This window comes from Streptomyces sp. NPDC014907, from assembly GCF_055562975.1.
Genome location: NZ_JBVHEG010000001.1, coordinates 227,405 through 251,711, shown reverse-complemented (window position 1 = coordinate 251,711; position 24,307 = coordinate 227,405). Strand labels below are relative to the sequence as shown.

The window sequence follows — 24,307 nt, the reverse complement described above, 5'->3', positions numbered from 1 at the left end:
CACCGGGTGCCCGACTCCTTTCGAGCAGGTGCCCCGCAGGTTGTTCCACCGAGCCGCCACCCGCGGCGGGCAAGGGCCGGCTACCGGCGGCCGAGAGGGGTCCTCACCACGATGACGGCACCACTGCACGAGACGAGTGCGGGTGCGTCGACCGCCACCGTCGACGGCGCGCCCGCCGCCCCCGGCACTCCCGGAACCCCCGGCAAGGGAATCCAGGGCCGTTCGCCCTGGAAGATCGCCTGGACCCGCCTCAAGCGCGACAAGCTCGCCCTCGCCGGCGCCTTCGTCGTCCTCTTCCTCATCGTGGTCGCGGTCCTCGCGCCGGTCATCGTCGGCCTGCTCGGCCACCCGCCGGACGAGTTCCACGAGGATCAGATCGACCCGCTGTTCGGCACCCCGATCGGCTCCTGGGGCGGCATCAGCTCCGACTTCCTCCTCGGGGTGGAACCGGTCAACGGCCGCGACGTCTTCAGCCGCATCGTCTACGGCGCCCGGATCTCGCTGCTCGTCGCCTTCCTGGCGGCGGTCTTCGCGGTCTTCCTCGGCACCGTCCTCGGCATCGTCGCGGGCTACTTCGGCGGCTGGATCGACGCGGCCCTCAGCCGGGTCATGGACGTCATGCTCGCCTTCCCGCAGCTGCTCTTCACGATCGCGCTGGTCTCGGTGCTGCCCAACGAACTGCTCGGCATCGAGGGCTCGGGCGTGCGCATCGGCGCCCTCGTCGTCGTGATCGGCTTCTTCGGCTGGCCGTACGTCGGCCGCATCGTCCGGGGCCAGACCCTCTCGCTGCGCAACCGGGAGTACGTGGAGGCCGCCCAGAGCCTGGGCGCGGGCCGCCTCTACATCCTCCGCAAGGAGCTGCTGCCCAACCTGGTGGCCCCGATCACGGTCTACGCGACCCTCATGATCCCCACCAACATCCTCACCGAAGCGGCCCTCAGCTTCCTCGGGGCCGGCGTGAAGCCCCCGACCGCCTCCTGGGGCCAGATGCTGTCCAAGGCCATCAACACCTACGAGTCGGACCCGCTGTTCATGGTGATCCCCGGCCTCGCGATCTTCATCACCGTACTGGCGTTCAACCTCTTCGGCGACGGCGTGCGCGACGCGCTCGACCCGAAGGGCTCCCGCTGACCGTTCGCCGACGACCCCCAAGAACCGCCCCTGCCGCTGGCGACAGGAGGCCCCACCCCAACGGCGGACCGCCGCAACGGCCGCCCACTCTCCCGGAGGTTGCGAGACCCATGACCCTGATGAGCACTCAGAGGCGCAGGATCGCCGCGGGCGCGCTGCTCGCGGCGGCCACGATGGTCGTCACCACGGCCTGCGGCGGCGGCAACGGCGACGGCGGCGACAAGGGCAAGGGCGGCCTCGCCTTCAACGGCGGCGTCAACAAGGTCCTCAACGCCTCCGACAAGAAGGGCGGCGAGCTGAAGTTCATCGGCTCGCAGGAGGCCGACAGCTGGGACCCGCAGCGCGGCTACTACGGCTTCGTGTGGGACTTCGCCCGCTACTACACGCGCCAGCTGGTCACCTTCAAGGCGCAGCCCGGCGCGGCCTCCACCGAGCTGGTCTCCGACCTCGCCACCGACACCGGCAAGGTCTCGCCCGACGGCCTCACCTACACCTTCACCCTGAAGGACGGGATCACCTGGGAGGACGGCAAGCCGATCACCTCCAAGGACATCAAGTACGGCATCGAGCGCATCTGGGCCCAGGACGTCATCTCCGGCGGCCCGATCTACCTCCAGCAGGTCCTGGACCCCAAGGGCGAGTACAAGGGCCCCTACAAGGACACCTCGCCCGACAAGCTCGGCCTGAAGGCGATCGAGACCCCGGACGACAAGACCATCGTCTTCAAGCTGCCGGTCGCCAACGGCGACTTCCTGCAGATGCTGGCGATGCCCGCCGCCTCCCCGGTCCGCCAGGACAAGGACACCAAGTCCAAGTACGGTCTGAAGCCGTTCTCCTCCGGCCCGTACAAGTGGGAGTCCTACACCCCCAACAAGTCCATCAAGCTCGTCCGCAACGACAAGTGGGACGCCAAGACGGACACCGTCCGCAAGGCCCTGCCGGACAAGATCAGCGTCACGTTCACCACGAACTCCGACGACATGGACAACCGCCTGATCGAGGGCGAGTACGACCTCGACATCAACGCGACCGGCGTCGGCGCCGCCGCCCGCCAGAAGGTGCTCCAGCAGCACAAGGGCAACATCGACAACCCGCAGACGGGCTTCATCCGCTACGCGGTCTTCCCGCAGACGGTCACGCCCAACATCGAGTGCCGCAAGGCCATGATCTACGCGGCGGACTCCAAGTCCCTGCAGACCGCCCGCGGCGGCCCGCAGGCCGGCGGCGACATCGCCACCAACATGCTGCCGCCGGCGATCAAGGGCGCCGACCCGAAGGCCGACCCGTACGGCAAGCTCGCGGGCAAGCCGGACCTGGCGAAGGCCAAGGAGGCCCTCGCCAAGTGCGGCAAGCCGAACGGCTTCAAGACCACCATCGCGGTCCGCAACAACAAGCCGATCGAGATCGCCACCGCCGAGTCCCTCCAGCAGTCGCTGAAGGCCGTCAACATCGACGCCCAGATCGACCAGTTCGACGGCGCCCAGACCTCGGGCATCATCGGTTCGCCGAAGGTGGTCAAGGAGAAGGGCTACGGCATCATCATCATGGGCTGGGGCGCCGACTTCCCGACCGGCCAGGGCTTCCTCCAGCCGCTGGTCGACGGCCGCTTCATCCTCCAGAGCGGCAACAACAACTTCTCCGAGCTGAACGACCCGGCCGTCAACGGCCTGTTCGACCAGGCGCTGAAGGAGACCGACCCGGCCAAGGCCGGCGAGCTCTACAAGCAGATCAACACGAAGGTGTCGGAGGCCGCGGTCTACCTGCCCTTCACCCACGAGAAGAACATCATCTGGCGCAGCTCCCGGCTGACCAACGTCTACACCGCGGACGCCTACAACGGCCGCTACGACTACGCGTCGCTCGGCGTCGTCAAGTAATCCGACCCGCTCCACCGGCGCACCACCCGCCGCCAGGTCCGAAGGGCAGGTGATGGCCGTGGGCGGCGGGCCCGGGGCCCCCCCCGGGGCCCCGGGGCCGCCGACCGGCCGACCGCATGCTTGCATACATAGTCCGGCGACTCCTCGCGGTCGTCGTGATGCTGCTCGTCGTCACGCTCGTGACGCTCAGCATCTTCTTCCTCATTCCCAAGCTGACCGGCAGCGACCCTGCCGCGATGTTCGTCGGCAAGCAGGCGGACCCGGCATCCATCGAGGGCATCCGGCAGAAGCTGGGCCTGGACGAGCCGATCCTGGTGCAGTTCTGGCACTTCGTCTCCGGCATCTTCGTCGGCCGGGACTACGTCGGCGGCGGCGACAGCATCCACTGCGCGGCCCCGTGCTTCGGCTACTCCTTCAAGACCGAGCAGGACGTCTGGACCATGCTGGTCGACCGCATCCCGGTCACCCTCTCCATGGTCCTCGGCGCGGCCGTGCTCTGGCTCCTGATGGGCGTCACCACCGGCGTCGTCTCCGCGCTCAAGCGGGGCACCGTGATCGACCGGGCGGCGATGGTCACCGCGCTCGCCGGCGTCTCGCTCCCCATCTACTTCACCGCCATGCTGGCGATGTTCCTCTTCCGGACCCAGCTCGGCTGGCTGGACGCCAAGTACGTGCCGATCACCGAGTCCCCCGGCGCGTGGTTCGGCGGCCTGCTCCTGCCCTGGGTCACCCTCGCCTTCCTCTACGCGGCGATGTACGCGCGCCTCACCCGCGCCACCATGCTGGAGGTCCTCGGCGAGGACTACATCCGCACCGCCCGCGCCAAGGGCCTGCCGGAGCCGGTCGTGCTCGGCAAGCACGCGATGCGCTCCACCATGACCCCCATCCTGACCATCTTCGGCATGGACCTCGGCGCCCTCGTCGGCGGCGCGGTCCTGACCGAGACCGCGTTCAACCTGTCGGGCCTCGGCAACGCCGCCTTCAAGGCGGTCGGCGACCGCGACCTGCCGGTGATCCTCGCGGTCACCCTCATCACGGCCGCCTGCGTGGTCATCGCCAACCTCGTGGTGGACCTCCTGTACGCGGTGATCGACCCCCGAGTGAGGCTCGCATGACGGACAACCCGACGAAGACCGGAACGGCGGTGGGGGAGCCCGCCGCCGCCGGGAAGTCCGCCCCCTCCGACGCCTTCCTCGACGTGCGCGACCTGAGGATCCACTTCCCGACCGACGACGGTCTGGTCAAGTCGGTCGACGGCCTCTCCTTCCAGCTGGAGAAGGGAAAGACCCTCGGCATCGTGGGCGAGTCCGGCTCCGGCAAGTCGGTGACCTCGCTCGGCATCATGGGCCTGCACACGGTCGGGCAGTACGGCCGGCAGAAGGCCAGGATCTCCGGCGAGATCTGGCTCAAGGGGCGCGAGCTCCTCTCGGCCGACCCGGACGAGGTCCGCCGGATGCGCGGCCGCGAGATGGCCATGATCTTCCAGGACCCGCTGTCCGCGATGCACCCGTACTACACGGTCGGCGCCCAGATCGTGGAGGCGTACCGCGTCCACCACGACACCGACAAGAAGACGGCGCGCCGGCGGGCCGTCGAACTCCTCGACCGGGTCGGCATCCCCGAGCCCGCCAAGCGGTTCGACAACTACCCGCACGAGTTCTCCGGCGGCATGCGCCAGCGCGCGATGATCGCGATGGCGCTGGTCAACAACCCCGAGCTGCTCATCGCCGACGAGCCGACCACCGCGCTCGACGTGACCGTGCAGGCGCAGATCCTCGACCTGATGCGCGACCTGCAGAAGGAGTTCGGCTCGGCGGTCGTCATCATCACCCACGACCTCGGCGTCGTCGCGGAGCTGGCCGACGACATCCTCGTCATGTACGGCGGGCGCTGCGTCGAGCGCGGCCCGGCCGAGTCCGTCTTCTACGAGCCGCAGCACCCCTACACCTGGGGCCTGCTCGGCTCGATGCCCCGCATCGACCGCGAGCAGACCGAACGCCTCATCCCCGTCAGGGGCAACCCGCCGAGCCTCATCGACATCCCGAGCGGCTGCGCCTTCAACCCGCGCTGCCCGTACGCGGACGTCCCCAAGGGCGGCATCACGCGCACCCAGCGGCCCGAGCTGGCTCTCGTCGGAGAGCGCCACCACTCCGCCTGCCACATGCCGCAGGAGGAGCGCACCCGCATCTGGACCGAAGAGATTGCGCCGAAGCTGTGAGCGAGACCATGGAACCCCTGCTCAAGGTCACCGGCCTGCAGAAGCACTTCCCCATCCGGAAGGGCCTCCTCCAGCGCCGTACCGGCGCGGTCAAGGCGGTCGACGGCCTCGACTTCGAGGTCTACCCCGGTGAGACCCTGGGCGTCGTCGGCGAGTCCGGCTGCGGCAAGTCGACGATGGGCCGGCTCATCACCCGCCTCCTCGAACCGACCGGCGGCACGGTCGAGTTCCAGGGCAAGGACATCTCCCACCTCGGGGTGGGCGGGATGCGGCCGTTCCGCCGGGACATCCAGATGATCTTCCAGGACCCGTACGGGTCGCTGAACCCGCGCCACACGGTCGGCACGATCGTCTCGGCGCCCTTCCGGCTCCAGGGCGTCGAGCCCGAGGGCGGCGTGAAGAAGGAGGTGCAGCGCCTCCTCGGCCTGGTGGGCCTGAACCCGGAGCACTACAACCGCTACCCGCACGAGTTCTCCGGCGGCCAGCGCCAGCGCATCGGCATCGCCCGCGCGCTCGCGCTCAAGCCGAAGCTGGTCGTGGCGGACGAGCCGGTCTCGGCCCTGGACGTCTCCATCCAGGCGCAGGTGGTCAACCTCCTGGACGACCTCCAGGACGAGCTGGGCCTCACCTACGTGTTCATCGCCCACGACCTGTCGGTCGTGCGGCACGTCTCGGACCGCATCGCCGTGATGTACCTCGGCAAGATCGTCGAGCTGGCGGACCGCAAGTCCCTGTACGAGAACCCGATGCACCCGTACACCCGGGCCCTGCTGTCCGCCGTCCCGGTGCCGGACCCGCGCCGCCGGGGCGTCAAGAGCGAGCGCATCCTCCTCACCGGGGACGTCCCCTCCCCGATCTCCCCGCCCCCCGGCTGCCGCTTCCACACCCGCTGCTGGAAGGCCACGGACCTCTGCCGGACCCAGGAGCCGCCGCTCGTGGAACTCCGCCCCGGGCAGCGCGTGGCCTGCCACCACCCGGAGAACGCCGAGGGCGTGACGGTGCCGGGGGCGAGGGAGTCGGTGGAGATCACGAAGAAGGAGCCCGGAACCGCGACCGGAACGGAGTCCGGGACGAAGACGCCCGCCGGGACGGACGCGCCGGCGGGGGACGGGTCCGGGTCCGGGCCGGACGCCCCGGCCGGGACCGAGGCGCCGGAGCCGGCCGGGAGCGCCGCACCTGCGGCCGGGACGGCCGAACCCGCCGGGAGCGCCGAGCCGGCCGACGGAGGCGCCGCATCTGCTGCCGGGAGCGCCGCACCGGCCGTCGAGGGCGCCGCACCCACCGCCGGGGGCGACGCCCCGAAGGCGTGAACCGCGGGAGGCCCCGTCGCCGCACGGCGACGGGGCCTCCCGCGCGTGCGGGGCGCGCGGCGAGCCGGGGTCCGGTGCCGGGCCTCCCGCGCGTGCGGGCCGCCCGCCGGGCCGGGCCGGAACGGGGCGGGCGCCGGCCCCCGTGGGGACGACCGGCACAATTGGGCGGTGCTCCACAACCTGTTCACCCCCTCCGTCCAGCACGCCCTCGACCTCGTCGGCATCTTCGTGTTCGCCATCTCGGGCGCGCTCCTCGCCGTCCGGAAGAACTTCGACGTCTTCGGCATCGCCGTCCTCGCCGAGGTCACCGCCCTCGGCGGCGGGCTCTTCCGCGACCTGGTCATCGGCGCCGTACCCCCCGCCGCCTTCACCGACCTCGGCTACTTCCTCATGCCCCTGGTCGCGACGGTCCTCGTCTTCTTCCTCCATCCGGTGGTGGAGCGCACCCAGGCCGCCGTCAACGTGTTCGACGCGGCGGGCCTCGGCCTCTTCTGCGTCACGGGGACGACGAAGGCGTACGACTACGGGCTCGGCCTCACCTCCTCGGCCGCCCTCGGGCTCGCCACCGCCGTCGGCGGCGGCGTCCTGCGCGACGTGCTGGCCAACGAGGTGCCCTCCCTGCTGCGCTGGGACCGGGACCTGTACGCCGTCCCGGCGATCGTGGGCGCGACGACGGTCGTGCTCTGCATCCGCTTCGAGGCCCTCAACGCCTTCACGAGCGGCGCCGCGGTCCTCGTGGCCTTCACGCTCCGCCTCCTCGCGATGCGCTACCACTGGCGTGCGCCCCGTGCCTGGAACCGCCGTTCCACCGCCCGTGAAGTGCCGGAGAAAGCTACCGCTCAGTAGCACCCTGCGGTACCGTCACCCCATGAGCACGAGCACCGAGACGAACGCCGCCGCGCCGTCCGCCGGGACGAGCGAGTTCGACCGCGACACCGCCGTCACCCTCCGGGAACCCGGTGTCTACGACGCCGACCTCTCCGCCGGCTGGACCATCATCCACGCCGTCAACGGCGGCTATCTCCTGGCCCTGCTCGGCCGCGCCCTCGGCCACCACCTCCCGCACCCCGACCCGTTCACGATCTCGGCGCACTACCTGACGCCGTCCGTGCCCGGCCCGGCGGTGATCCGGACCGAGACCGTCCGCACCGGCCGGACCCTCTCCACCGGCCAGGCCTCGCTCCTCCAGTACGACGAGAACGGCGCCGAGGTCGAGCGCATCCGCGTCCTCGCCTCGTACGGCGACCTCGGCGCCCTCCCCGACGACGTCCGCACCAGCGCGACGCCCCCGGCCATGGCCCCGATCGAGAACTGTTTCGGCGCCTCCGACGGCCCCGCCCCGGACCTCCCCGGCTCCTCCGCCATCACCGAGCGGCTCGACATACGCCTCGACCCCTCCTGCGTCGGCTGGGCGGTCGGCGCCCCCTCCGGCAAGGGCGAGATGCGCGCCTGGTTCGGCCTCGCCGACGGCCGCGAGCCCGACGCCCTCTCCCTGCTCCTCACCGTCGACGCCCTCCCGCCGACCTCCTTCGAGCTGGGGCTGAAGGGCTGGACCCCGACGGTGGAGCTCACCACCCACGTCCGCTGCCGCCCGGCCCCCGGCCCGCTGCGGGTCTCCATCACCACCCGCAACCTGGCCGGCGGCTTCCTGGAGGAGGACGCCGAGGTCTGGGACAGCACCGACCGCCTGGTCGCCCAGTCCCGCCAGCTCGCCCGCGCCCCGCGCGGCTGAGCCCGTCCCGGCGGTCCCGCCCCGCGCCGGAGGCGGGGCCGTGAACCGGCCACGCGCCGGGAGCGCCGCGGCGGGCTCGTAGAATCGACCCACCATGGCTTACCTCGACCACGCCGCGACCACGCCCATGCTGCCCGAGGCGATCGAGGCGATGACCGCCCACCTCGCCGTCACGGGCAACGCCTCCTCCCTGCACGCCGCCGGACGGCGGGCCCGGCGGACCGTCGAGGAGGGGCGCGAGACCCTCGCCGCCGCCCTCGGCGCCCGGCCGAGCGAGGTCGTCCTCACCTCCGGCGGCACCGAGGCCGACAACCTCGCCGTGAAGGGCCTCTACTGGTCGCGGCGCGCCGCCGACCCCCGACGCACCCGCGTCCTGGCCAGCCCGGTCGAACACCACGCCGTCCTCGACGCCGTCGACTGGCTCGCCGTCCACGAGGGGGCCCGGGTCGAGTACCTGCCCGTCGACCACCACGGCCGGGTGCACCCCGAAGCGCTGCGCGAGGCGATCGCCCGCGACCCCGGCTCCGTCGCCCTGGCCACCGTGATGTGGGCCAACAACGAGATCGGCACCCTCATGCCGGTCCGTGAACTCGCCGACGTCGCCGCCGGGTTCGGCGTGCCCCTGCACGCCGACGCCGTTCAGGCCGTGGGGCAGGTTCCGGTCGACTTCGCGGCCTCCGGACTCGCCGCCATGACCGTGTCCGGCCACAAGATCGGCGGCCCCTACGGCATCGGCGCCCTGCTCCTGGGCCGCGAGCACACCCCCGTGCCCGTCCTGCACGGCGGCGGTCAGGAGCGGCACGTCCGCTCCGGCACCCTCGACGTCCCCGCCGTCGCCGCCTTCGCCGTCGCCGCCCGGCTCGCCGCCGAGCGGCGCGAGGACTTCGCCCGCGAGATCGGCGCCCTCCGCGACGAGCTCGTCACCGCCGTCCGCGCGGCCGTCCCCGACGCGATCCTCGGCGGCGACCCGGTCGGCCGGCTCCCCGCCAACGCCCACTTCACCTTCCCCGGCTGCGAGGGCGACTCGCTGCTCCTCCTGCTCGACGCGGCCGGCATCGCCTGCTCCACCGGCTCCGCCTGCACCGCCGGCATCGCCCAGCCCAGCCACGTCCTGCTCGCCACCGGCGCCGACCCCGACCTGGCCCGGGGCACCCTGCGCTTCTCCCTCGGCCACACCTCCACCGCGGAGGACGTGGCGGCGGTCGCCGGGGCGATCGGCCCGGCCGTCGAACGGGCCCGCACCGCCGGCCTCACCTGACTCCGGGCGGCCGCACCCGCCCGCCCCTCCGGGCTCAGGCGGGCTTCCGGGACGCCTCGCGCCCCCCGGACGCCGCCCGCCTCTCCGCCGCCTCCCGCACCAGCCGCAGGTACCGGTCCCAGTCCCAGTGCGGACCGGGATCGGTGTGGTCGGTGCCCTCCACCTCCACGTGCCCGATGATGTGCTCCCGGTCCACGGGTATCCCGTACCGGGCGCATATGTCGGCCGCCAGCCGCGCCGAGCCCTCGTACATCGCCGCCGTGAAGTCCTGCGGCCGGTCCACGAAGCCCTCGTGCTCGATGCCGATGCTCCGCTCGTTCATGGCCCGGTTGCCCGCGTGGAAGGCCACGTCGAGCTCCCGGATCATCTGCGCCACGTGCCCGTCCCTGCGGACCACGTAGTGCGCGGCGGCCCCGTGCCCCGGGTTCTTGAAGACCCGCAGCGCCGTCGCGTAACTGCCCTGCACGACGTGGATCACGATCCGGTCGACCGTGTAGTCGTCCGGCCGGTCCGCCCGCCGCCAGTTCGCCCGCGCCGCCGCCGTCCACTCGGCGCCCGCGTGGTCCAGCTCCCCCTCGGTCCGCTTCCGCTGCGCCCCCGGCAGCCGCGCCCAGGCGCGCGCCAGCTCCTCCCGGGCCAGTACCGCCGTGCCGACCACGGCGGCCCCGCCGCCGAGCAGGACGGCCCGCCGCCCCACCGCGCTGTTCCCCTTGCTCCCCTTGTTCCCCATGTCTTCGAGAACGCTCACTACCGCGACGGTGGTTCCCGGCGCCCCGTACCCTGGTGGGGCTATGACTCAGACCCCGCCCCCGCGCCCCCGCACCCGCCCCCTCCGGGTCCTCGCCGCCATGTCGGGCGGAGTGGACTCCGCCGTCGCCGCCGCCCGTGCCGTCGAGGCGGGCCACGACGTCACCGGCGTCCACCTCGCCCTCTCCGCGAACCCGCAGTCGTTCCGCACCGGAGCGCGCGGCTGCTGCACGATCGAGGACTCCCGCGACGCGCGCCGGGCCGCCGACGTCATCGGCATCCCCTTCTACGTGTGGGACCTCGCCGAGCGGTTCCGCGAGGACGTCGTGGACGACTTCGTCGCGGAGTACGAGGCCGGCCGCACCCCCAACCCCTGCCTGCGCTGCAACGAGAAGATCAAGTTCGCGGCGCTCCTCGACAAGGCGCTCGCCCTCGGCTTCGACGCCGTGTGCACCGGCCACTACGCCACCGTCGTCCTGAACGACGACGGCACCCGCGAGCTGCACCGCGCCTCCGACACGGCCAAGGACCAGTCCTACGTCCTCGGCGTGCTGGACGAGAAGCAGCTCGCGCACGCGATGTTCCCGCTGGGCGACACCCTCACCACCAAGGACGAGATCCGGGCGGAGGCCGAGCGGCGCGGGCTCGCGGTCGCGAAGAAGCCCGACAGCCACGACATCTGCTTCATCGCCGACGGCGACACGCAGGGCTTCCTCGCCACCCGCCTGGGGAAGGCGGAGGGCGACATCGTGGACGAGTCGGGGACGAAGGTCGGCACCCACGAGGGCGCGTACGGCTTCACCATCGGGCAGCGCAAGGGCCTGCGGATCGGCCACCCCGCCCCGGACGGCAAGCCCCGCTACGTCCTCGACATCTCGCCCGTGGACAACACGGTCACGGTCGGCCCCGCCGAGGCCCTGGACGTCACCGCCCTCACCGCGATCAGGCCCCGCTGGTGCGGCACCGCCCCCGAGGGCCCCGGCCGCTACACCGCCCAGCTCCGCGCCCACGGCGGCGAGACGGGAGTGAGCGCGGCGATGGAGGACGGCGAGCTGAAGGTCACCTTCGACGAGCCGGTCAGGGGCGTGGCCCCCGGGCAGGCGATCGTGCTGTACGACGGCACGCGCGTGGTCGGCTCGGCGACGATCGCGGCGACGGTACGGGGACGGACGGCGCCCGCCACCGCCTGAGACGCCGCCGGGCGGCCCCCGCGACCCCGTCGGACAGGCGCTGGGACACCGCCGGGTGGGCTGGGCCCTGAGACCCGCCGGGCGGGCTGGGCCCTGAGACCCGCCGGGCGGTCCCTGAGGCCCTCGCCGGGCGGTGGGTCCCCTGAGATCCCGCCGGGTGGACCCTGAGGCTCCGCCGACCAGGCCCTGAGGGGCCGCCCCTACGGGGCCCCGGCCGTCTCCCGGTCCCCGGAGAAGAACCCCTCCAGGACCGGTGCCAGGACGTGCGGGGCCACCTCGTGCGTCTGGCCCGTCAGGGTGCGGTGCCGGCCCCGGGGGAGGGCCGCCGCCAGGGCGCGGGCCGCGCGTCGGACCTCCACGGGGCTCGCGCCCCCGTCCACCACCAGCACGCGCGCGCGGACCGCGGCCAGACGCCGCCCCGGCGCCACCCCGCCGGGCCCCGCGAGGCCGTACGCGGGCGCGTGCGCGGACCTCGCGGCCGCCCGGGACGGCGGCACACCGGTCTTCCGCGCGGGCAGGCCGGTCTCCCGCGCGTACGGCTCGTACACCGGCGCGGGCGGCTCGTACACCGACACCGCCTCCACCGGCAGCCCGGCCGCCACCGCGGCGAGCGCCAGCGCGCCCCCCGTCCCCGTCCCGTGCACGACCGCGCCGGGACCCGCCGCCGCCAGGACCGCCGCCAGGTCCTCGAACTCCCGCTCCACGGCGTACGGTCCGCGCCCCCGGCGGTCGTACACCACGACCGGGAAGCGCCGGGCCAGGAGCCCGGCGAGCGGCCGCCCGCTCGCGGCCGTCCCCCGGCCCCCGGCCACCAGGACGAGGGGCGGCCCGTCCCCGTCCCCGTACCGCTCGTACGCGACCGGCGTCCCGTCCCGCGACGCGACGCGTCCCCCGACCCTGCTCACCTCGTCCATGGCAGGGGAGACCGGACCGGCCGCCACAACTCATCGCCGCCGCGCAAGATTTCCCGGAGAATCCCGGAAACCCCAGGTCAGGCCCTACCGTAGGGCCATGAACATCTGCGTCTTCCTCTCCGCGGCGAACCTGGACGAGCGGTACACGGCTCCGGCCCGCGAGTTCGCCGGCCTGCTCGGCAAGGCCGGCCACACCCTCGTCTGGGGCGGTTCCGACACCGGCCTGATGAAGGTCGTCGCGGACGGGGTCCAGGAGGCGGGCGGGCGGCTCGTCGGCGTCTCCGTCGACTTCCTCGCCCACAAGGCCCGCCCGAACGCCGACGAGATGGTCGTCGCCGGGGACCTCGCGCAGCGCAAGGCGCTGCTCCTCGCCAAGTGCGACGCGATCGTCGTCATGGTCGGCGGCACCGGCACCCTGGACGAGGCCACCGAGATCCTGGAGCTGAAGAAGCACGGCAAGCACCGCAAACCGGTGGTCCTCCTCAACACGGCCGGCTTCTACGACGGGCTCAAGACCCAGTTCCGGCGCATGGAGGAGGAGGGCTTCCTGCCGATCCCCCTCGCGGACCTCGCCTTCTTCGCGGACGACGGCCCGGCGGCCCTCGCGTACCTGGAGGCGGAGCTGAGCTGAGCCGGGCGCCCCGCCGTCCGCTCCGGCGGCACGGGGGGCGCGCGTGCCCGCGCGGCCACGGTGGGCACGCGGACGCGCCACCGGACGCCGAAACGGTTCCTCCGCGCGGTTCACTCCGGGGTGCTCGCGATTGCGCGCACCGTCACTCTCTGCACTACCTTCGTCACGCACGAGAACGGAACGCGCGGTGATCGGGGGAAACGGTGCCGGGGGAAACGATGTCGTCCACGGAGCGGTGGCGGGAACTGTTCGGACCGACCGGCGACGGCGGCGGAGCCGTCACGGGCCCCGCCCCGGCGCCCCCGGGCCCGAGGTCCGGCGGAGGCGCGAACGGCACGCTCCGGCACAGCGGAGGGCCCTGGACCAGCGCCTCCCGAACCGCCGGTGAACTCCGCGCCGGCACGGAGGCGAGCCGGTCGGCGCTCGGCCCCGGCCACGAAGGCGTCGGGGCGGAAGCCGCGGGCCTCACCTCCGTCGCGGTCCTCGGAGAGGTCCTGAGGTCCTGGGAGGCGCGCCTCGGGGCGGTGCGGGACGAGTGCGAGCACCTCGGGGACGCCCTGCTGGCGGTCGCCCGGGAAATGGGCGAGACGGACACCGGGGTCGAGAGGTCCCTCAGGGGGATCGACGCGGGCGGAACGGGCGGCAGGCGGTGACCGGAACCCTCACCTGGCAGCTCCTGCGGGACCTCAGGACCTCCGGACTCACGGAGGCGGGGGACAGGTGGCACGCCGTGTCGAACCGCTCGGGCTCCGACCGCGTACGGGTCGACCGGGCGATGTCCGCGAAACTCCGCGAGACCCAGGAGAGCGAAGCGGCCGAAGCGGCCCTCGGCAGACTCCGGCGCCTCAGCCGCAACTTCACCTACCTGCACACGGAATGCGGCCTCGTCCGTACGGCGCTCAACGGCCTCGCCGCCGACCTCGCCGCACCGCGGAACGCGCTCGGGCAGGCCCTCGCGGACGCCGCCGCCCAGAACCTCACCGTCCACGAGGACGGTTCCGTGAGCTATCCGGCCGCCGGGATCGAGGACCTGACCGGCACGAGGAGGGAGGCCCCGGGCGGCACGGTCCGCGGCGCCCACGGCCTCTTCCCGTCCCCGCCCGCCCCCGGCGCGGACGGGAGGCCGTCGCTCCACCCGGGTCCCGCGGGCCTCGGGCCGCTCAACCCGAACGCGGCGAGGGCGCAGGACGTGGCGGACCGCATCGTCAGGGCCGTACGGGCCGCGCGGGAGGTCGACGCCCGGTACGCGAGGACCCTGGCCGGCCTCATGGCGGAGAAGGGCCTCGACGTCACCGAGGCCACGTTGAAGGACGCCGCCCGCGACACCTCCGACGTCCGCTCCGCCGCCGGCACGTACCTCGGCGGGACCGTACCGGAGGACAGGAGCCCCGCCGAACGCAAGAAGTGGTGGGACGGCCTGACCGACGAACGGCGCCAGGAGTACCTGGAGGTGGCACCGGACCTGATCGGCGGCCTGGACGGCATCCCGGCGGCCGTACGGGACCAGGCGAACCGGGCCTACCTGCCGGTCCTCATCGACGAACTGGCGCGCAAGGGCGGCGACGACGCGCAGACCAGGCTCGATGCCCTCCGGATGATCCAGGACAGGCTGGGAAAACCGAGCGACCCGCCGATGTTCCTCCTCGGCATCGGGGACGAGGGCAACGGACGGGCGATCGTGTCCTACGGCAACCCGGACATCGCGAAGAACGTCTCGGCGTACGTACCGGGGCTGGGCACCAGGCTCGACGACGGGTTCGTCGAGGACACGATGAAGCGGGCCCAGGACACCGCCAAGGGTGCCCGGAGGATCGACCCGTCCAGCGCCTCGATCGTCTGGCTCGGTTACGACGCCCCGCAGCACGTGGACGTCATGGGCGAGGGCGACGCCGAGCGGGGCGCTCCCGCGTACAACCGGTTCATGGAGGGCCTTTCGGTGACCAACGGGAACGAGGACCCCCACCTGACCGCGATCGGGCACTCGTACGGTTCGTTCACCGTGGGCACGGCCGCCAGGCAGTCCGGCGGGATTCCGGGCGTGGACGACATCATCCTGCTCGGCAGTCCCGGGGTGGGGGCGGAGAAGGCGCAGGACTTGGGAGTGGGCAGGGAGCACGTCTTCGTCGGCGCCGCCGACAACGACCCGGTCACCCATCTGCCGACGAAGGACGAGGCGGCGCTGGGATGGGCCCTGGGAGGCCCACTGGGCGTGCTGCCCGCCCGCGACCTCTTCGACGCCGGTGACGACGACGTGTACTTCGGCAAGGACCCGGCGAGCGAAGCCTTCGGGGCCCGTCGTTTCAAGGTTGACGACGGCCCGAAGATGATTCTGGATGGCGGCGGTTTCGGTGCCCACTCCCAGTACTTCACGCCGGAACTGGACCCTGAATCGGCGAAGAACATCGCCAGGGTCGTCGCAGGGCACCCCGGCAGGATCACCACGGAGGAGCACCGATGAAACGGCCTGCGCGGGTGGTCGTCACTGTACTTCTGATGGGCACACTGATCGCCGGGTGCGGAAGCCAGGGCGGTCGGGGAACGAGGATGGACATGGACATGCAGGAGGCTGCGGAGCGGGCGGACGCCATGCTGGACGCGACGCTGAACGCGGTCGTACCCGAGCTCCGGTGGGCACACGACACCTGGACCAGTGGAAGCTGCACGGTGACGCGGCGCCGGACCGTGACGACCATCATCTCCGAGCAGCGGCGCGGAAATTTCCTCGGAGTGGTCGAGCGGTCCTGGAAGAAGTCCGGCTACGAGATCACCGGTGTGAACAAGGACCGTGAGATGCCGGCCATCTTCGCCCGGACGCCGGACGGCTTCATGATGACCGTGGAGGTCGGTCACAAGGGCCAGGCCTTCTTCGACGTCACCACCCCCTGTGTCGAGAAGTCCGAGGTCGCCGATCCCGCCGGCGCGCCCAACGGCCCCGCCCACCCCTACGGAAAGATCCCCACCCCCCACGTCCGCTCCGACTTCTGGTCCGCCACGGCCCCCGCCCCCACCCCCTCCGCCTGAGCGCAGGTGGGAGCATGGCTCCCATGGCTACACATGTGATCACCGGAGCCGGTTCCGGCATCGGCGCGGCCGTCGCCCGCCGCCTCCACGCGCGCGGGGACGAACTCGTGCTCCACGCGCGCGACGCGGGACGGGCCAGGGAACTGGCCGCCGAGTTCCCGGGCGCCCGCACCCTCGTCGGGGACCTGGCCGACCCGGACCGGCTGTCCTGGGCGTTCTCGCACCAGAGCCTGCCCGAGCGGGTCGACGGCCTGCTGCACGTCGCGGGCGTCGTGGACCTCGCCCCGATCGGGGACCTCACCCCGAAGACCTGGCACCACCAGCTCAACGTCAACCTGGTCGCCCCGGCCGAGCTGACCCGTCACTTCCTGCCCCAGCTCCGGGTCTCCCAGGGGCACGTCGTCTTCGTGAACTCGGGCGCCGGGCTCAACGCGCACGCCGAGTGGGGCGCGTACGCCGCCTCCAAGCACGGCCTGAAGGCCCTGGCGGACTCCCTGCGCCACGAGGAGCACGCCCACGGGGTGCGGGTGACCTCGGTCTACCCGGGCCGCACCGCGAGCCCCATGCAGGCGAAGGTGCACCAGCAGGAGGGCAAGGAGTACGACCCGTCGAAGTGGATCGATCCCGAGTCGGTCGCGACGGCGATCCTCGCCGCGCTCGACCTGCCGCGCGACGCGGAGATCAACGACCTCACCGTTCGTCCGGGGCGGTAGACGTGAACGACACCAGACTCTGGGGGCCCGCCACCGGCGTCGGTTCCCTGCCGGGCGGCGACGCCCGCGAGGCCGCCAGGGCCGCCACCGGCTCCTTCGAGGACTTCCCGTTCCTCCCCGAGCTGCCCGCCCGGGGCCCCGGCGCCGACATGATCGGCCGGACGATCGGGATGCTCGTCGAGCTCTACGCGCACGTGGAGCCGAGCGGCTGGCGGATCAGCGACCGCCCCGGCCGCGACACCCGGCGGGCCCGTTCCTGGCTCGGTGAGGACCTCGACGCCCTGGAGGAGTTCACCCAGGGGTACGAGGGACCGCTCAAGGTGCAGGTGGTGGGCCCCTGGACGCTCGCCGCCGCCCTGGAGCTGCGCGGCGGCGAGGCCGCCCTCGGCGACGCGGGCGCCTGCCGCGACCTGACGGGTTCCCTCGTGGAGGGGCTGCACCAGCACCTGGCGGAGCTGCGCAAGCGCGTCCCCGGCGCCCGGCCGGTCCTCCAGCTCGACGAGCCCTCGCTCACCGCCGTCCTGCGGGGCGAGGTCCGCACGGCCAGCGGTTACCGGACCTACCGGGCCGTGGACCGGCAGACCGTGGAGAGCGCCCTGCGGCAGGTGAGCGCCGTCCACGACGGGCCGGTGGTCGTCCACTCCTGCGCTCCCGACGTGCCCTTCGCGCTGCTGCGGCGGGCCGGCGTCGCCGGGATCTCGTTCGACTTCGGGCTGCTCACCGAACGTGACGAGGAGGTGATCGGGGAGGCCGTGGAGGGCGGTACGAAGCTCCTGGCCGGTGTGGTGCCGTCCACCGACGGCCCGTTGTCGGACCCTGGCGGTAGCGTCATGGGTGTCAGGACGCTGTGGCGCAGGCTGGGGCTGAATCCGGGGACCCTCGCGGAGTCCGTGGTGGTCACTCCCGCGTGCGGACTGGCGGGCGCCTCGCCCGCCTACGCCCGCGCGGCGCTCGCCCACTGCGTCCGGGCGGCGCAGTCGCTCGCGGACAACCCGGAGTGACCGGGCTTCGAGACACGGGAGGACGGACGAAGGTGGCAGTCGACGAGGGGGCCCCGCCCGCCGGGGCGCGGGAGAGGCACGCCGATCTGGCGCAGGAGATCGAGGAGCACCGCTTCCGGTACTACGTGAAGGACCAGCCGGTCATCAGCGACGGCGAGTTCGACGGGCTCCTGCGTTCCCTGGAGGCGCTGGAGGAGGAGTATCCGGAGCTGCGGACGCCCGACTCCCCGACCCAGAAGGTCGCGGGCCAGTACGAGACCGAGTTCACCGCCGTCGAGCACCGCGAGCGGATGCTCTCCCTCGACAACGCCTTCGACGACGAGGAGCTGGCCGCCTGGGCCGAGCGGGTCGCGCGGGACGTCGGCACCCCCGACCACCACTTCCTGTGCGAGCTGAAGGTCGACGGCCTGGCCGTGAACCTCACGTACGAGCACGGGCGGCTGACCCGGGCCGCGACCCGGGGCGACGGCCGCACCGGCGAGGACATCACGCCCAACGTGCGGACGATCGCCGACATCCCGGAGCGGCTGCGCGGCGACCGGATTCCGGCGCTGGTGGAGATCCGCGGCGAGGTCTACTTCCCGATGGAGGCCTTCCAGGGGCTCAACGCCCGTCTGGTCGAGGCCGGTGACAAGCCCTTCGCCAACCCGCGCAACGCGGCCGCCGGTTCGCTCCGGCAGAAGGACCCGAAGATCACCGCCTCCCGCCCGCTCCACATGGTGGTGCACGGCATCGGCGCCCGCGAGGGCTTCGACATCGCCCGGCTCTCGGAGGCGTACGGACTGCTCCACGAGTGGGGCCTGCCCACCGCCCGGCACAACAGGGTGGTGGGGACGCTCGACGAGGTGCGGGAGTTCATCGCGTACTTCGGGGAGAACCGGCACTCCGTCGAGCACGAGATCGACGGGGTCGTCGTCAAGCTGGACGAGATCCCGCTCCAGGGCCGGCTGGGCTCCACGGCCCGCGCCCCGCGCTGGGCCATCGCCTGGAAGTACGCGCCGGAGGAGGTCAACACCAAGCTGGTCGACATCAAGGTCGGTGTCGGCAGGACCGGGCGCGTCACCCCGTACGCGCAGGTGGAGCCGGTGACCGTGGCCGGTTCCGAGGTCGAGTTCGCCACCCTCCACAACCAGGAGGTGGTGAAGGCGAAGGGCGTCCTCATCGGCGACACGGTCGTGCTGCGCAAGGCCGGTGACGTCATTCCGGAGATCCTCGGGCCGGTCGCGGACCTGCGGGACGGCAGCGAGCGGGAGTTCGTGATGCCGTCCGCGTGCCCGGAGTGCGGGACGCCGCTGAAGCCGATGAAGGAGGGCGACATCGACCTCCGCTGCCCGAACGCCCGGACCTGCCCGGCGCAGCTGCGCGAGCGGCTCTTCTTCCTGGCCGGACGGCAGTGCCTGGACATCGAGCACTTCGGCATGGTGGCGGCGGCGGCCCTCACCCGCCCCCTGGAGCCGGCCGAGCCGCCGCTCGACGACGAGGGCGGCCTCTTCGACCTCACCATCGAGCGGCTGCTGCCGATCAGGGCGTACGTCCTCGACCCGAGCAGCGGGCTGCCCAAGCGGGACCCGAAGACCGGCGAGGAGAAGATCGCCACCGTCTTCGCCAACCAGAAGGGCGAGCCGAAGAAGAACGCCCTGGCGATGCTGAAGAACATCGAGGAGGCGAAGACCCGGCCGCTGGCCCGGTTCATCAACGGGCTCTCGATCCGGCACGTGGGGCCGGTCGCGGCCGAGGCGCTCGCCCGCGAGTTCCGTTCCCTGGAGCGGATCGAGCAGGCGAGCGAGGAGGAGCTGGCGGCCGTCGACGGGGTCGGCGGGATCATCGCGGCGGCGGTGAAGCAGTGGTTCTCCGAGGAGTGGCACCGCGAGATCGTGCGCAGGTGGCGGGCCGCCGGGGTCACCCTGGAGGACGAGGGCGCCGGCGAGGACGAGGGGCCGCGTCCGCTGGAGGGGCTGACGGTCGTGGTGACCGGCACCCTGGAGAAGTTCACCAGGGATGGCGCAAAAGAGTCGCTTCAGCGGCTCGGAGCGAAGGTGACCGGTTCCGTTTCGAAGAAGACCGGCTTCGTCGTGGTGGGTGAAAACCCAGGTTCGAAGTACGACAAGGCGATGCAGCTGAAGGTTCCGGTTCTGGACGAGGAAGGCTTCTCGATCCTGCTCGAACAAGGGCCGGAGGCGGCGCGGGAGGCCGCGGTGCCGATCCCCGAGTGACCCCGGAGGGCTCCCGCGGGCGCGGGAAACTTCACCCGTTCGGCGCATACCAGATCGTGACGGGTGACCAGGTCTCATTCGGGCAAGACAAGGAGAGCGCTGCCCGTCGGGGCCCTCGGCGGCCTAGTGTGGTGCCCGTGCGTCTCGTCCTGCGCGGCCGCGCGAGGGCTCTGCCGGTCGTGGCGTCAGGACGACGGCCCCGTGGCACGAGCAAAGGCCGCCCGACGGCGGCCCCGCGACGGACGGCCGGACGACGGACGGCCGCCCGGACGGGACGGCCTTGGCCCATCGCACACCGACGGCACCGCCGCCTGTGAGAGGGACGGAAATGGAACCGACCGAGAGCGCCGCCCCGGTCCCGCGGCCGCACGGCCGCGCGGTCCCGCAGGGCTCCATCTCCCTGCTGCCCGCGGCCGTGGTGGGCATCGCCGCCGTCGTGCTCGCCGCGGGGCTCCACCGGGCCCTGACCCCCGGGCACGGGCTCTTCCCCGGCGGGGTCGCCGGCTGGTCCCTCGCCCTCCTCACCGGCCTCGTCGTCGGCCATCTGGTCGCCCTCGGCCGCGACCGCTGGTGGGGAGGCACCGGCTCCGGCGCCGCCCTCACCCTCGCCGTCCTCCTGCTGTACGGCTGGGTGCCCGCAGGGCTCGTCTCGCTGACCGTCGTCACCCTCGTCGGCGCCGCCCGCCACCACCGGTGGCGCCAGGGCCTGCTGCACGGCGCCGCCGACGTCCTCGGCATCGGCGCCGCCGCCCTCGTCCTCGCCCTCTTCGGCGACGTGCCGAGCGTCGGACGGCCCTGGCGGCCCCTCGACTGGACGATCGGGGACCTCCCGGAAATCGCGGCCGCCGCGACCGTCTACCTCGTGGTGACCCGGACCCTCCTGTGGTACACGCTCGCCCCCCAGGGGAGCGGACTGCCCACCGTCGCCCGCACCGCCCTCCTCCGGCAGGGCCTCGTCGCCGTCGCCCTCCTCGGCATCACCCCCCTCATCTGCGTCGTCGCCGCGACCCGCCCGGTCCTGCTGCCGCTCTTCGCCGTCCCCCTCATCGCCCTCGACTCCACCCTCTGGATCGCCCGCGCCCGCGCCGAGGAGCAGCTGCGCGACCCGCTGACCGGACTGCCCAACCGCCAGTGGCTCCTGGAGCGGGCCTGGACCGCCCTGGAGGACGCCGAGGGCGAGGGTGCCCGCGCCGCCCTCGTCCTCATCGACCTCGACCGCTTCCGCTCGGTCAACGACACCCTCGGCCACCTCGCCGGCGACCGGCTCCTCCTGCAGATCTCCGACCGGCTCCGGCACGCCCTGCCCCGCGGCGCCGAGGCCGCCCGGCTCGGCGGCGACGAGTTCGCCGTCCTGCTGCCCGCCACCGACTCCACCACCAGCGCCCAGCGCGTCGCCCGCCACCTCGTCGCCGAACTCTCCTCCCCGCTCGACCTCGACGGACTCACCCTCGTCCTGGAGGCCAGCGCCGGCGTCGCCGTCTTCCCCGACCACGCCCTCGACGCCGAGGGCCTGCTGCGCCGCGCCGACGTCGCCATGTACCAGGCCAAGCGGGACCGCACCGGCGTCGAGGTCTACGAGTCCAAGCGCGACTCCAACACCCCCGACCGGCTCGGTCTCCTCGGCGACCTGCGCCGCGCCCTCGACGCCCACGAGGTCCAGCTCCACTACCAGCCCAAGGTCCGCTTCGACGGCCAGGTGGCGGGCCTGGAGGCGCTCGTCCGCTGGGTCCATCCCGAGCGCGGAAAGGTTCCGCCGGACGAGTTCATCGCCATCGCCGAGTCCTCCGGACTGATGCCGCACCTCACCGAGTACGTCCTGGAGACCGCCCTCGCCCAGGTCGCCCGCTGGCGCGCCCAGGGCCTCGACGTCCCGGTCGCCGTCAACGTCTCCCCGCGCGACGTCCACACCCCCGGCTTCGCGGGCGCCGTCGCCGCCCGGCTCGCCCGCCACGGCGTCCCGGCCGGCTCCCTCCAGCTGGAGATAACGGAGCACGTCCTCCTGGAGGACCCCCAGCGGGCCGCCGACACGCTCAACGCCCTCACCGGCCACGGCGTCAAGATGTCCCTCGACGACTTCGGCACCGGCTACTCCTCCCTCGTCCACCTGCGCCGGCTGCCGGTCAGCGAACTGAAGATCGACCGCTCCTTCGTCGCCCGGCTCGCGATCGACACCGAGGACGCCGAGATCGTCCGCTGCACCGTCGACCTCGCCCATTCCCTGGGCCTCCTGGTCGTCGCCGAGGGCGTCGAGGACGACGAGACCTGGGAGCGGCTGCGCGACCTGGGGTGCGACGCCGTCCAGGGCTGGCTGGTCGCCGCCGCCATGCCGCCGGACGAGGCGACCGCCTGGCTCCTGGCCCGCGGGGAGCACGGCTGGCGCCGCCCCGCGGACCTCGCGGCCCGGATCGACCTGGACGACCGCCCCTCGGGCCGGGCCGTTCCCCGGGGGTGACCCCGCCCGGAGCGGCGAGGGGTTACGGCGCGGGGAGAGGCACCGGCCCCCTAGGATGGTCCGACACCATCAAGCTCACCCCGTGAGGAACCGCATGCCTGGCATCACGCGCGAGGAGGTCGCCCACCTCGCCCGGCTGGCGCGTCTGGAGCTGCGGAGCGAAGAACTCGACCACTTCGCCGGTCAGCTCGACGACATCATCGGCGCGGTCGCCCGCGTCTCCGAGGTCGCCGACCAAGACGTACCCCCGACCTCCCACCCGCTGCCGCTGACCAACGTCATGCGCGCGGACGAGGTCCGTCCGTCGCTCACCCCCGAGCAGGCGCTCTCCGGCGCCCCGGCCCAGGAGCAGCGGCGTTTCAAGGTGCCGCAGATCCTGGGGGAGGACTAACAAGCCATGACGGACACCACCATCATCAAGCTCACCGCGGCCGAGATCGCCGGGAGGATCGCCTCCGGCGAGCTGACCGCCGTCGAGGTCACCGAGGCCCACCTCGCCCGCATCGAGGCCGTGGACGAGAAGGTCCACGCCTTCCTGCACGTGGACCGCGAGGGCGCCCTCGCCCAGGCCCGCGCCGTGGACGAGAAGCGCGCGCGGGGCGAGAAGCTCGGCCCGCTCGCGGGCGTGCCGCTCGCGCTCAAGGACATCTTCACCACCGCCGGCATCCCGACGACCGTCGGTTCGAAGATGCTGGAGGGCTGGATCCCGCCGTACGACGCGACCCTGGTCAAGAACCTGAAGGCCGCCGACGTCGTCATCCTCGGCAAGACCAACATGGACGAGTTCGCGATGGGCTCCTCCACCGAGAACAGCGCCTACGGCCCGACCGGCAACCCCTGGGACCTGACCCGCATCCCCGGCGGCTCCGGCGGCGGCTCGTCGGCCGCCCTCGCCGCGTACGAGGCCCCCCTCGCCATCGGCACGGACACCGGCGGTTCCATCCGCCAGCCCGCCGCCGTCACCGGCACCGTCGGCGTCAAGCCGACCTACGGCGCGGTCTCCCGCTACGGCATGGTGGCCTTCTCCTCCTCCCTCGACCAGGGCGGCCCCTGCGCCCGCACGGTCCTGGACGCGGCCCTGCTGCACGAGGCGATCGCCGGGCACGACCCGCTCGACTCCACCTCCATCGACGCCCCGGTTCCGCCGGTCGTCGAGGCCGCCCGCAACGGCTCGGTCGCCGGCATGCGCGTCGGCGTCGTCAAGCAGTTCCGGGGCGAGGGCTACCAGGCCGGCGTCGTGCAGCGCTTCGACGAGTCCGTCGAACTGCTGAAGTCGCTGGGCGCCGAGGTCGTCGAGGTGGACTGCCCGACCTTCGACCTGGCCCTCTCGGCGTACTACCTGATCGCGCCGTCCGAGTGCTCTTCCAACCTGGCCCGCTTCGACGCCATGCGCTACGGCCTGCGGGTCGGCGACGACGGCACCCGGTCCGCCGAGGACGTCACCGCCCTCACCCGCGAGGCCGGCTTCGGCGACGAGGTCAAGCGCCGGATCATCCTCGGCACGTACGCGCTCAGCTCCGGCTACTACGACGCGTACTACGGCTCCGCCCAGAAGGTCCGCACCCTCATCACCCGCGAGTTCGAGAAGGCCTTCGAGGAGGTGGACGTGATCGTCTCCCCGACGACCCCCACCACGGCCTTCGCGATCGGCGAGCGCGCCGACGACCCGATGGCCATGTACCTCGCGGACCTGTGCACCATCCCGACCAACCTGGCCGGCAACGCCGCCATGTCGCTGCCCTGCGGCCTCGCGCCCGAGGACGGCCTGCCGGTCGGTCTGCAGATCATCGCCCCCGCCATGAAGGACGACCGGCTCTACAGGGTCGGCGCCGCCGTCGAGGCCGCCTTCGTGGAAAAGTGGGGACACCCGCTGCTCGAGGAGGCTCCGTCGCTGTGAGT

General features: G+C 72.8%; 21 protein-coding genes. 19 read left to right on the top strand and 2 right to left on the bottom strand.

The genetic code is table 11. The annotated features are described in order from the left end of the window. Nucleotides 1-111 precede the first annotated feature (111 nt). The 8 genes from ACZ3IL_RS01115 to ACZ3IL_RS01080 all read left to right on the top strand — a co-directional run bounded on the left by ACZ3IL_RS01115 (nucleotide 112) and on the right by ACZ3IL_RS01080 (nucleotide 9,526). Nucleotides 112-1,131, top strand: a complete 1,020-nt coding sequence (locus ACZ3IL_RS01115; RefSeq protein WP_467385474.1) for an ABC transporter permease — start codon at nucleotides 112-114, stop codon at nucleotides 1,129-1,131. Between the two features lie 110 nt (nucleotides 1,132-1,241). Next, the gene (locus ACZ3IL_RS01110; protein ID WP_467385473.1) at nucleotides 1,242-3,008 is read left to right on the top strand and encodes an ABC transporter substrate-binding protein; all 1,767 of its coding nucleotides are present in this window, start codon (nucleotides 1,242-1,244) and stop codon (nucleotides 3,006-3,008) included. Between the two features lie 116 nt (nucleotides 3,009-3,124). Beyond that, on the top strand, nucleotides 3,125-4,123 hold the full coding sequence (locus ACZ3IL_RS01105; RefSeq protein ID WP_467385472.1) for an ABC transporter permease: 999 nt from the start codon (nucleotides 3,125-3,127) through the stop codon (nucleotides 4,121-4,123). After that, complete coding sequence (locus tag ACZ3IL_RS01100; RefSeq protein WP_467385471.1) at nucleotides 4,120-5,226, top strand: ABC transporter ATP-binding protein; 1,107 nt, start codon at nucleotides 4,120-4,122, stop codon at nucleotides 5,224-5,226. The genes ACZ3IL_RS01105 and ACZ3IL_RS01100 overlap by 4 nt, the downstream gene beginning before the upstream one ends. Nucleotides 5,227-5,234: 8 nt before the next feature. Continuing rightward, on the top strand, nucleotides 5,235-6,536 hold the full coding sequence (locus ACZ3IL_RS01095; protein ID WP_467386752.1) for an ABC transporter ATP-binding protein: 1,302 nt from the start codon (nucleotides 5,235-5,237) through the stop codon (nucleotides 6,534-6,536). A gap of 168 nt (nucleotides 6,537-6,704) precedes the next feature. Then, nucleotides 6,705-7,382 carry a trimeric intracellular cation channel family protein gene (locus ACZ3IL_RS01090; protein ID WP_467385470.1) on the top strand — a complete coding sequence of 226 codons (678 nt, stop codon included), beginning with the start codon at nucleotides 6,705-6,707 and terminating at the stop codon, nucleotides 7,380-7,382. Between the two features lie 22 nt (nucleotides 7,383-7,404). After that, complete coding sequence (locus ACZ3IL_RS01085) at nucleotides 7,405-8,268, top strand: thioesterase family protein (protein WP_467385469.1); 864 nt, start codon at nucleotides 7,405-7,407, stop codon at nucleotides 8,266-8,268. Nucleotides 8,269-8,362: 94 nt separating this feature from the next. Further along, nucleotides 8,363-9,526, top strand: coding sequence for a cysteine desulfurase family protein (locus ACZ3IL_RS01080; RefSeq protein WP_467385468.1), 1,164 nt, complete (start codon nucleotides 8,363-8,365; stop codon nucleotides 9,524-9,526). A gap of 34 nt (nucleotides 9,527-9,560) precedes the next feature. Here ACZ3IL_RS01080 and ACZ3IL_RS01075 read toward each other — a convergent pair whose 3' ends face one another. Then, entirely contained in the window at nucleotides 9,561-10,256 is a 696-nt protein-coding gene (locus ACZ3IL_RS01075) for an N-acetylmuramoyl-L-alanine amidase (RefSeq protein WP_467386750.1), read from the bottom strand. Between the two features lie 61 nt (nucleotides 10,257-10,317). Between ACZ3IL_RS01075 and mnmA the strand changes: the two genes are divergently transcribed. Further along, nucleotides 10,318-11,463: a tRNA 2-thiouridine(34) synthase MnmA gene (gene mnmA, locus ACZ3IL_RS01070; protein WP_467385467.1), complete on the top strand. Its 1,146-nt coding sequence runs from the start codon at nucleotides 10,318-10,320 to the stop codon at nucleotides 11,461-11,463. Between the two features lie 200 nt (nucleotides 11,464-11,663). Here the strand turns inward: mnmA and ACZ3IL_RS01065 are convergent, their stop codons facing one another. Further along, nucleotides 11,664-12,377, bottom strand: coding sequence for an alpha/beta fold hydrolase (locus tag ACZ3IL_RS01065; RefSeq protein WP_467385466.1), 714 nt, complete (start codon nucleotides 12,375-12,377; stop codon nucleotides 11,664-11,666). Nucleotides 12,378-12,474: 97 nt separating this feature from the next. On the opposite strand from ACZ3IL_RS01065, the gene ACZ3IL_RS01060 reads away from it, so the two are divergent. From ACZ3IL_RS01060 to gatA, 10 genes are all read left to right on the top strand, one after another. Beyond that, on the top strand, nucleotides 12,475-13,008 hold the full coding sequence (locus ACZ3IL_RS01060) for an LOG family protein (protein ID WP_467385465.1): 534 nt from the start codon (nucleotides 12,475-12,477) through the stop codon (nucleotides 13,006-13,008). Nucleotides 13,009-13,226: 218 nt separating this feature from the next. Beyond that, nucleotides 13,227-13,661 (top strand): hypothetical protein, encoded by a 435-nt coding sequence (locus ACZ3IL_RS01055; RefSeq protein ID WP_467385464.1) that lies wholly within the window; start codon nucleotides 13,227-13,229, stop codon nucleotides 13,659-13,661. Next, entirely contained in the window at nucleotides 13,658-15,466 is a 1,809-nt protein-coding gene (locus ACZ3IL_RS01050) for an alpha/beta hydrolase (protein WP_467385463.1), read from the top strand. Before ACZ3IL_RS01055 ends, ACZ3IL_RS01050 begins: the two co-directional genes overlap by 4 nt. Nucleotides 15,467-15,558: 92 nt before the next feature. After that, entirely contained in the window at nucleotides 15,559-16,029 is a 471-nt protein-coding gene (locus ACZ3IL_RS01045; RefSeq protein WP_467385462.1) for a hypothetical protein, read from the top strand. Nucleotides 16,030-16,043: 14 nt separating this feature from the next. Further along, the gene (locus ACZ3IL_RS01040) at nucleotides 16,044-16,742 is read left to right on the top strand and encodes an SDR family oxidoreductase (RefSeq protein WP_467385461.1); all 699 of its coding nucleotides are present in this window, start codon (nucleotides 16,044-16,046) and stop codon (nucleotides 16,740-16,742) included. 2 nt (nucleotides 16,743-16,744) lie between these two features. After that, complete coding sequence (locus tag ACZ3IL_RS01035) at nucleotides 16,745-17,743, top strand: methionine synthase (RefSeq protein ID WP_467385460.1); 999 nt, start codon at nucleotides 16,745-16,747, stop codon at nucleotides 17,741-17,743. A gap of 32 nt (nucleotides 17,744-17,775) precedes the next feature. After that, entirely contained in the window at nucleotides 17,776-19,956 is a 2,181-nt protein-coding gene (gene ligA, locus ACZ3IL_RS01030; RefSeq protein ID WP_467385459.1) for an NAD-dependent DNA ligase LigA, read from the top strand. Nucleotides 19,957-20,236: 280 nt separating this feature from the next. After that, on the top strand, nucleotides 20,237-22,408 hold the full coding sequence (locus ACZ3IL_RS01025; protein ID WP_467385458.1) for a putative bifunctional diguanylate cyclase/phosphodiesterase: 2,172 nt from the start codon (nucleotides 20,237-20,239) through the stop codon (nucleotides 22,406-22,408). A 94-nt stretch (nucleotides 22,409-22,502) separates the two neighbouring features. After that, nucleotides 22,503-22,799 (top strand): Asp-tRNA(Asn)/Glu-tRNA(Gln) amidotransferase subunit GatC, encoded by a 297-nt coding sequence (gene gatC / locus ACZ3IL_RS01020; RefSeq protein ID WP_467385457.1) that lies wholly within the window; start codon nucleotides 22,503-22,505, stop codon nucleotides 22,797-22,799. A gap of 6 nt (nucleotides 22,800-22,805) precedes the next feature. Then, a complete protein-coding gene (gene gatA / locus ACZ3IL_RS01015; RefSeq protein ID WP_467385456.1) occupies nucleotides 22,806-24,305 on the top strand; it encodes an Asp-tRNA(Asn)/Glu-tRNA(Gln) amidotransferase subunit GatA in 1,500 nt (499 codons plus the stop codon). Nucleotides 24,306-24,307: the final 2 nt, after the last annotated feature.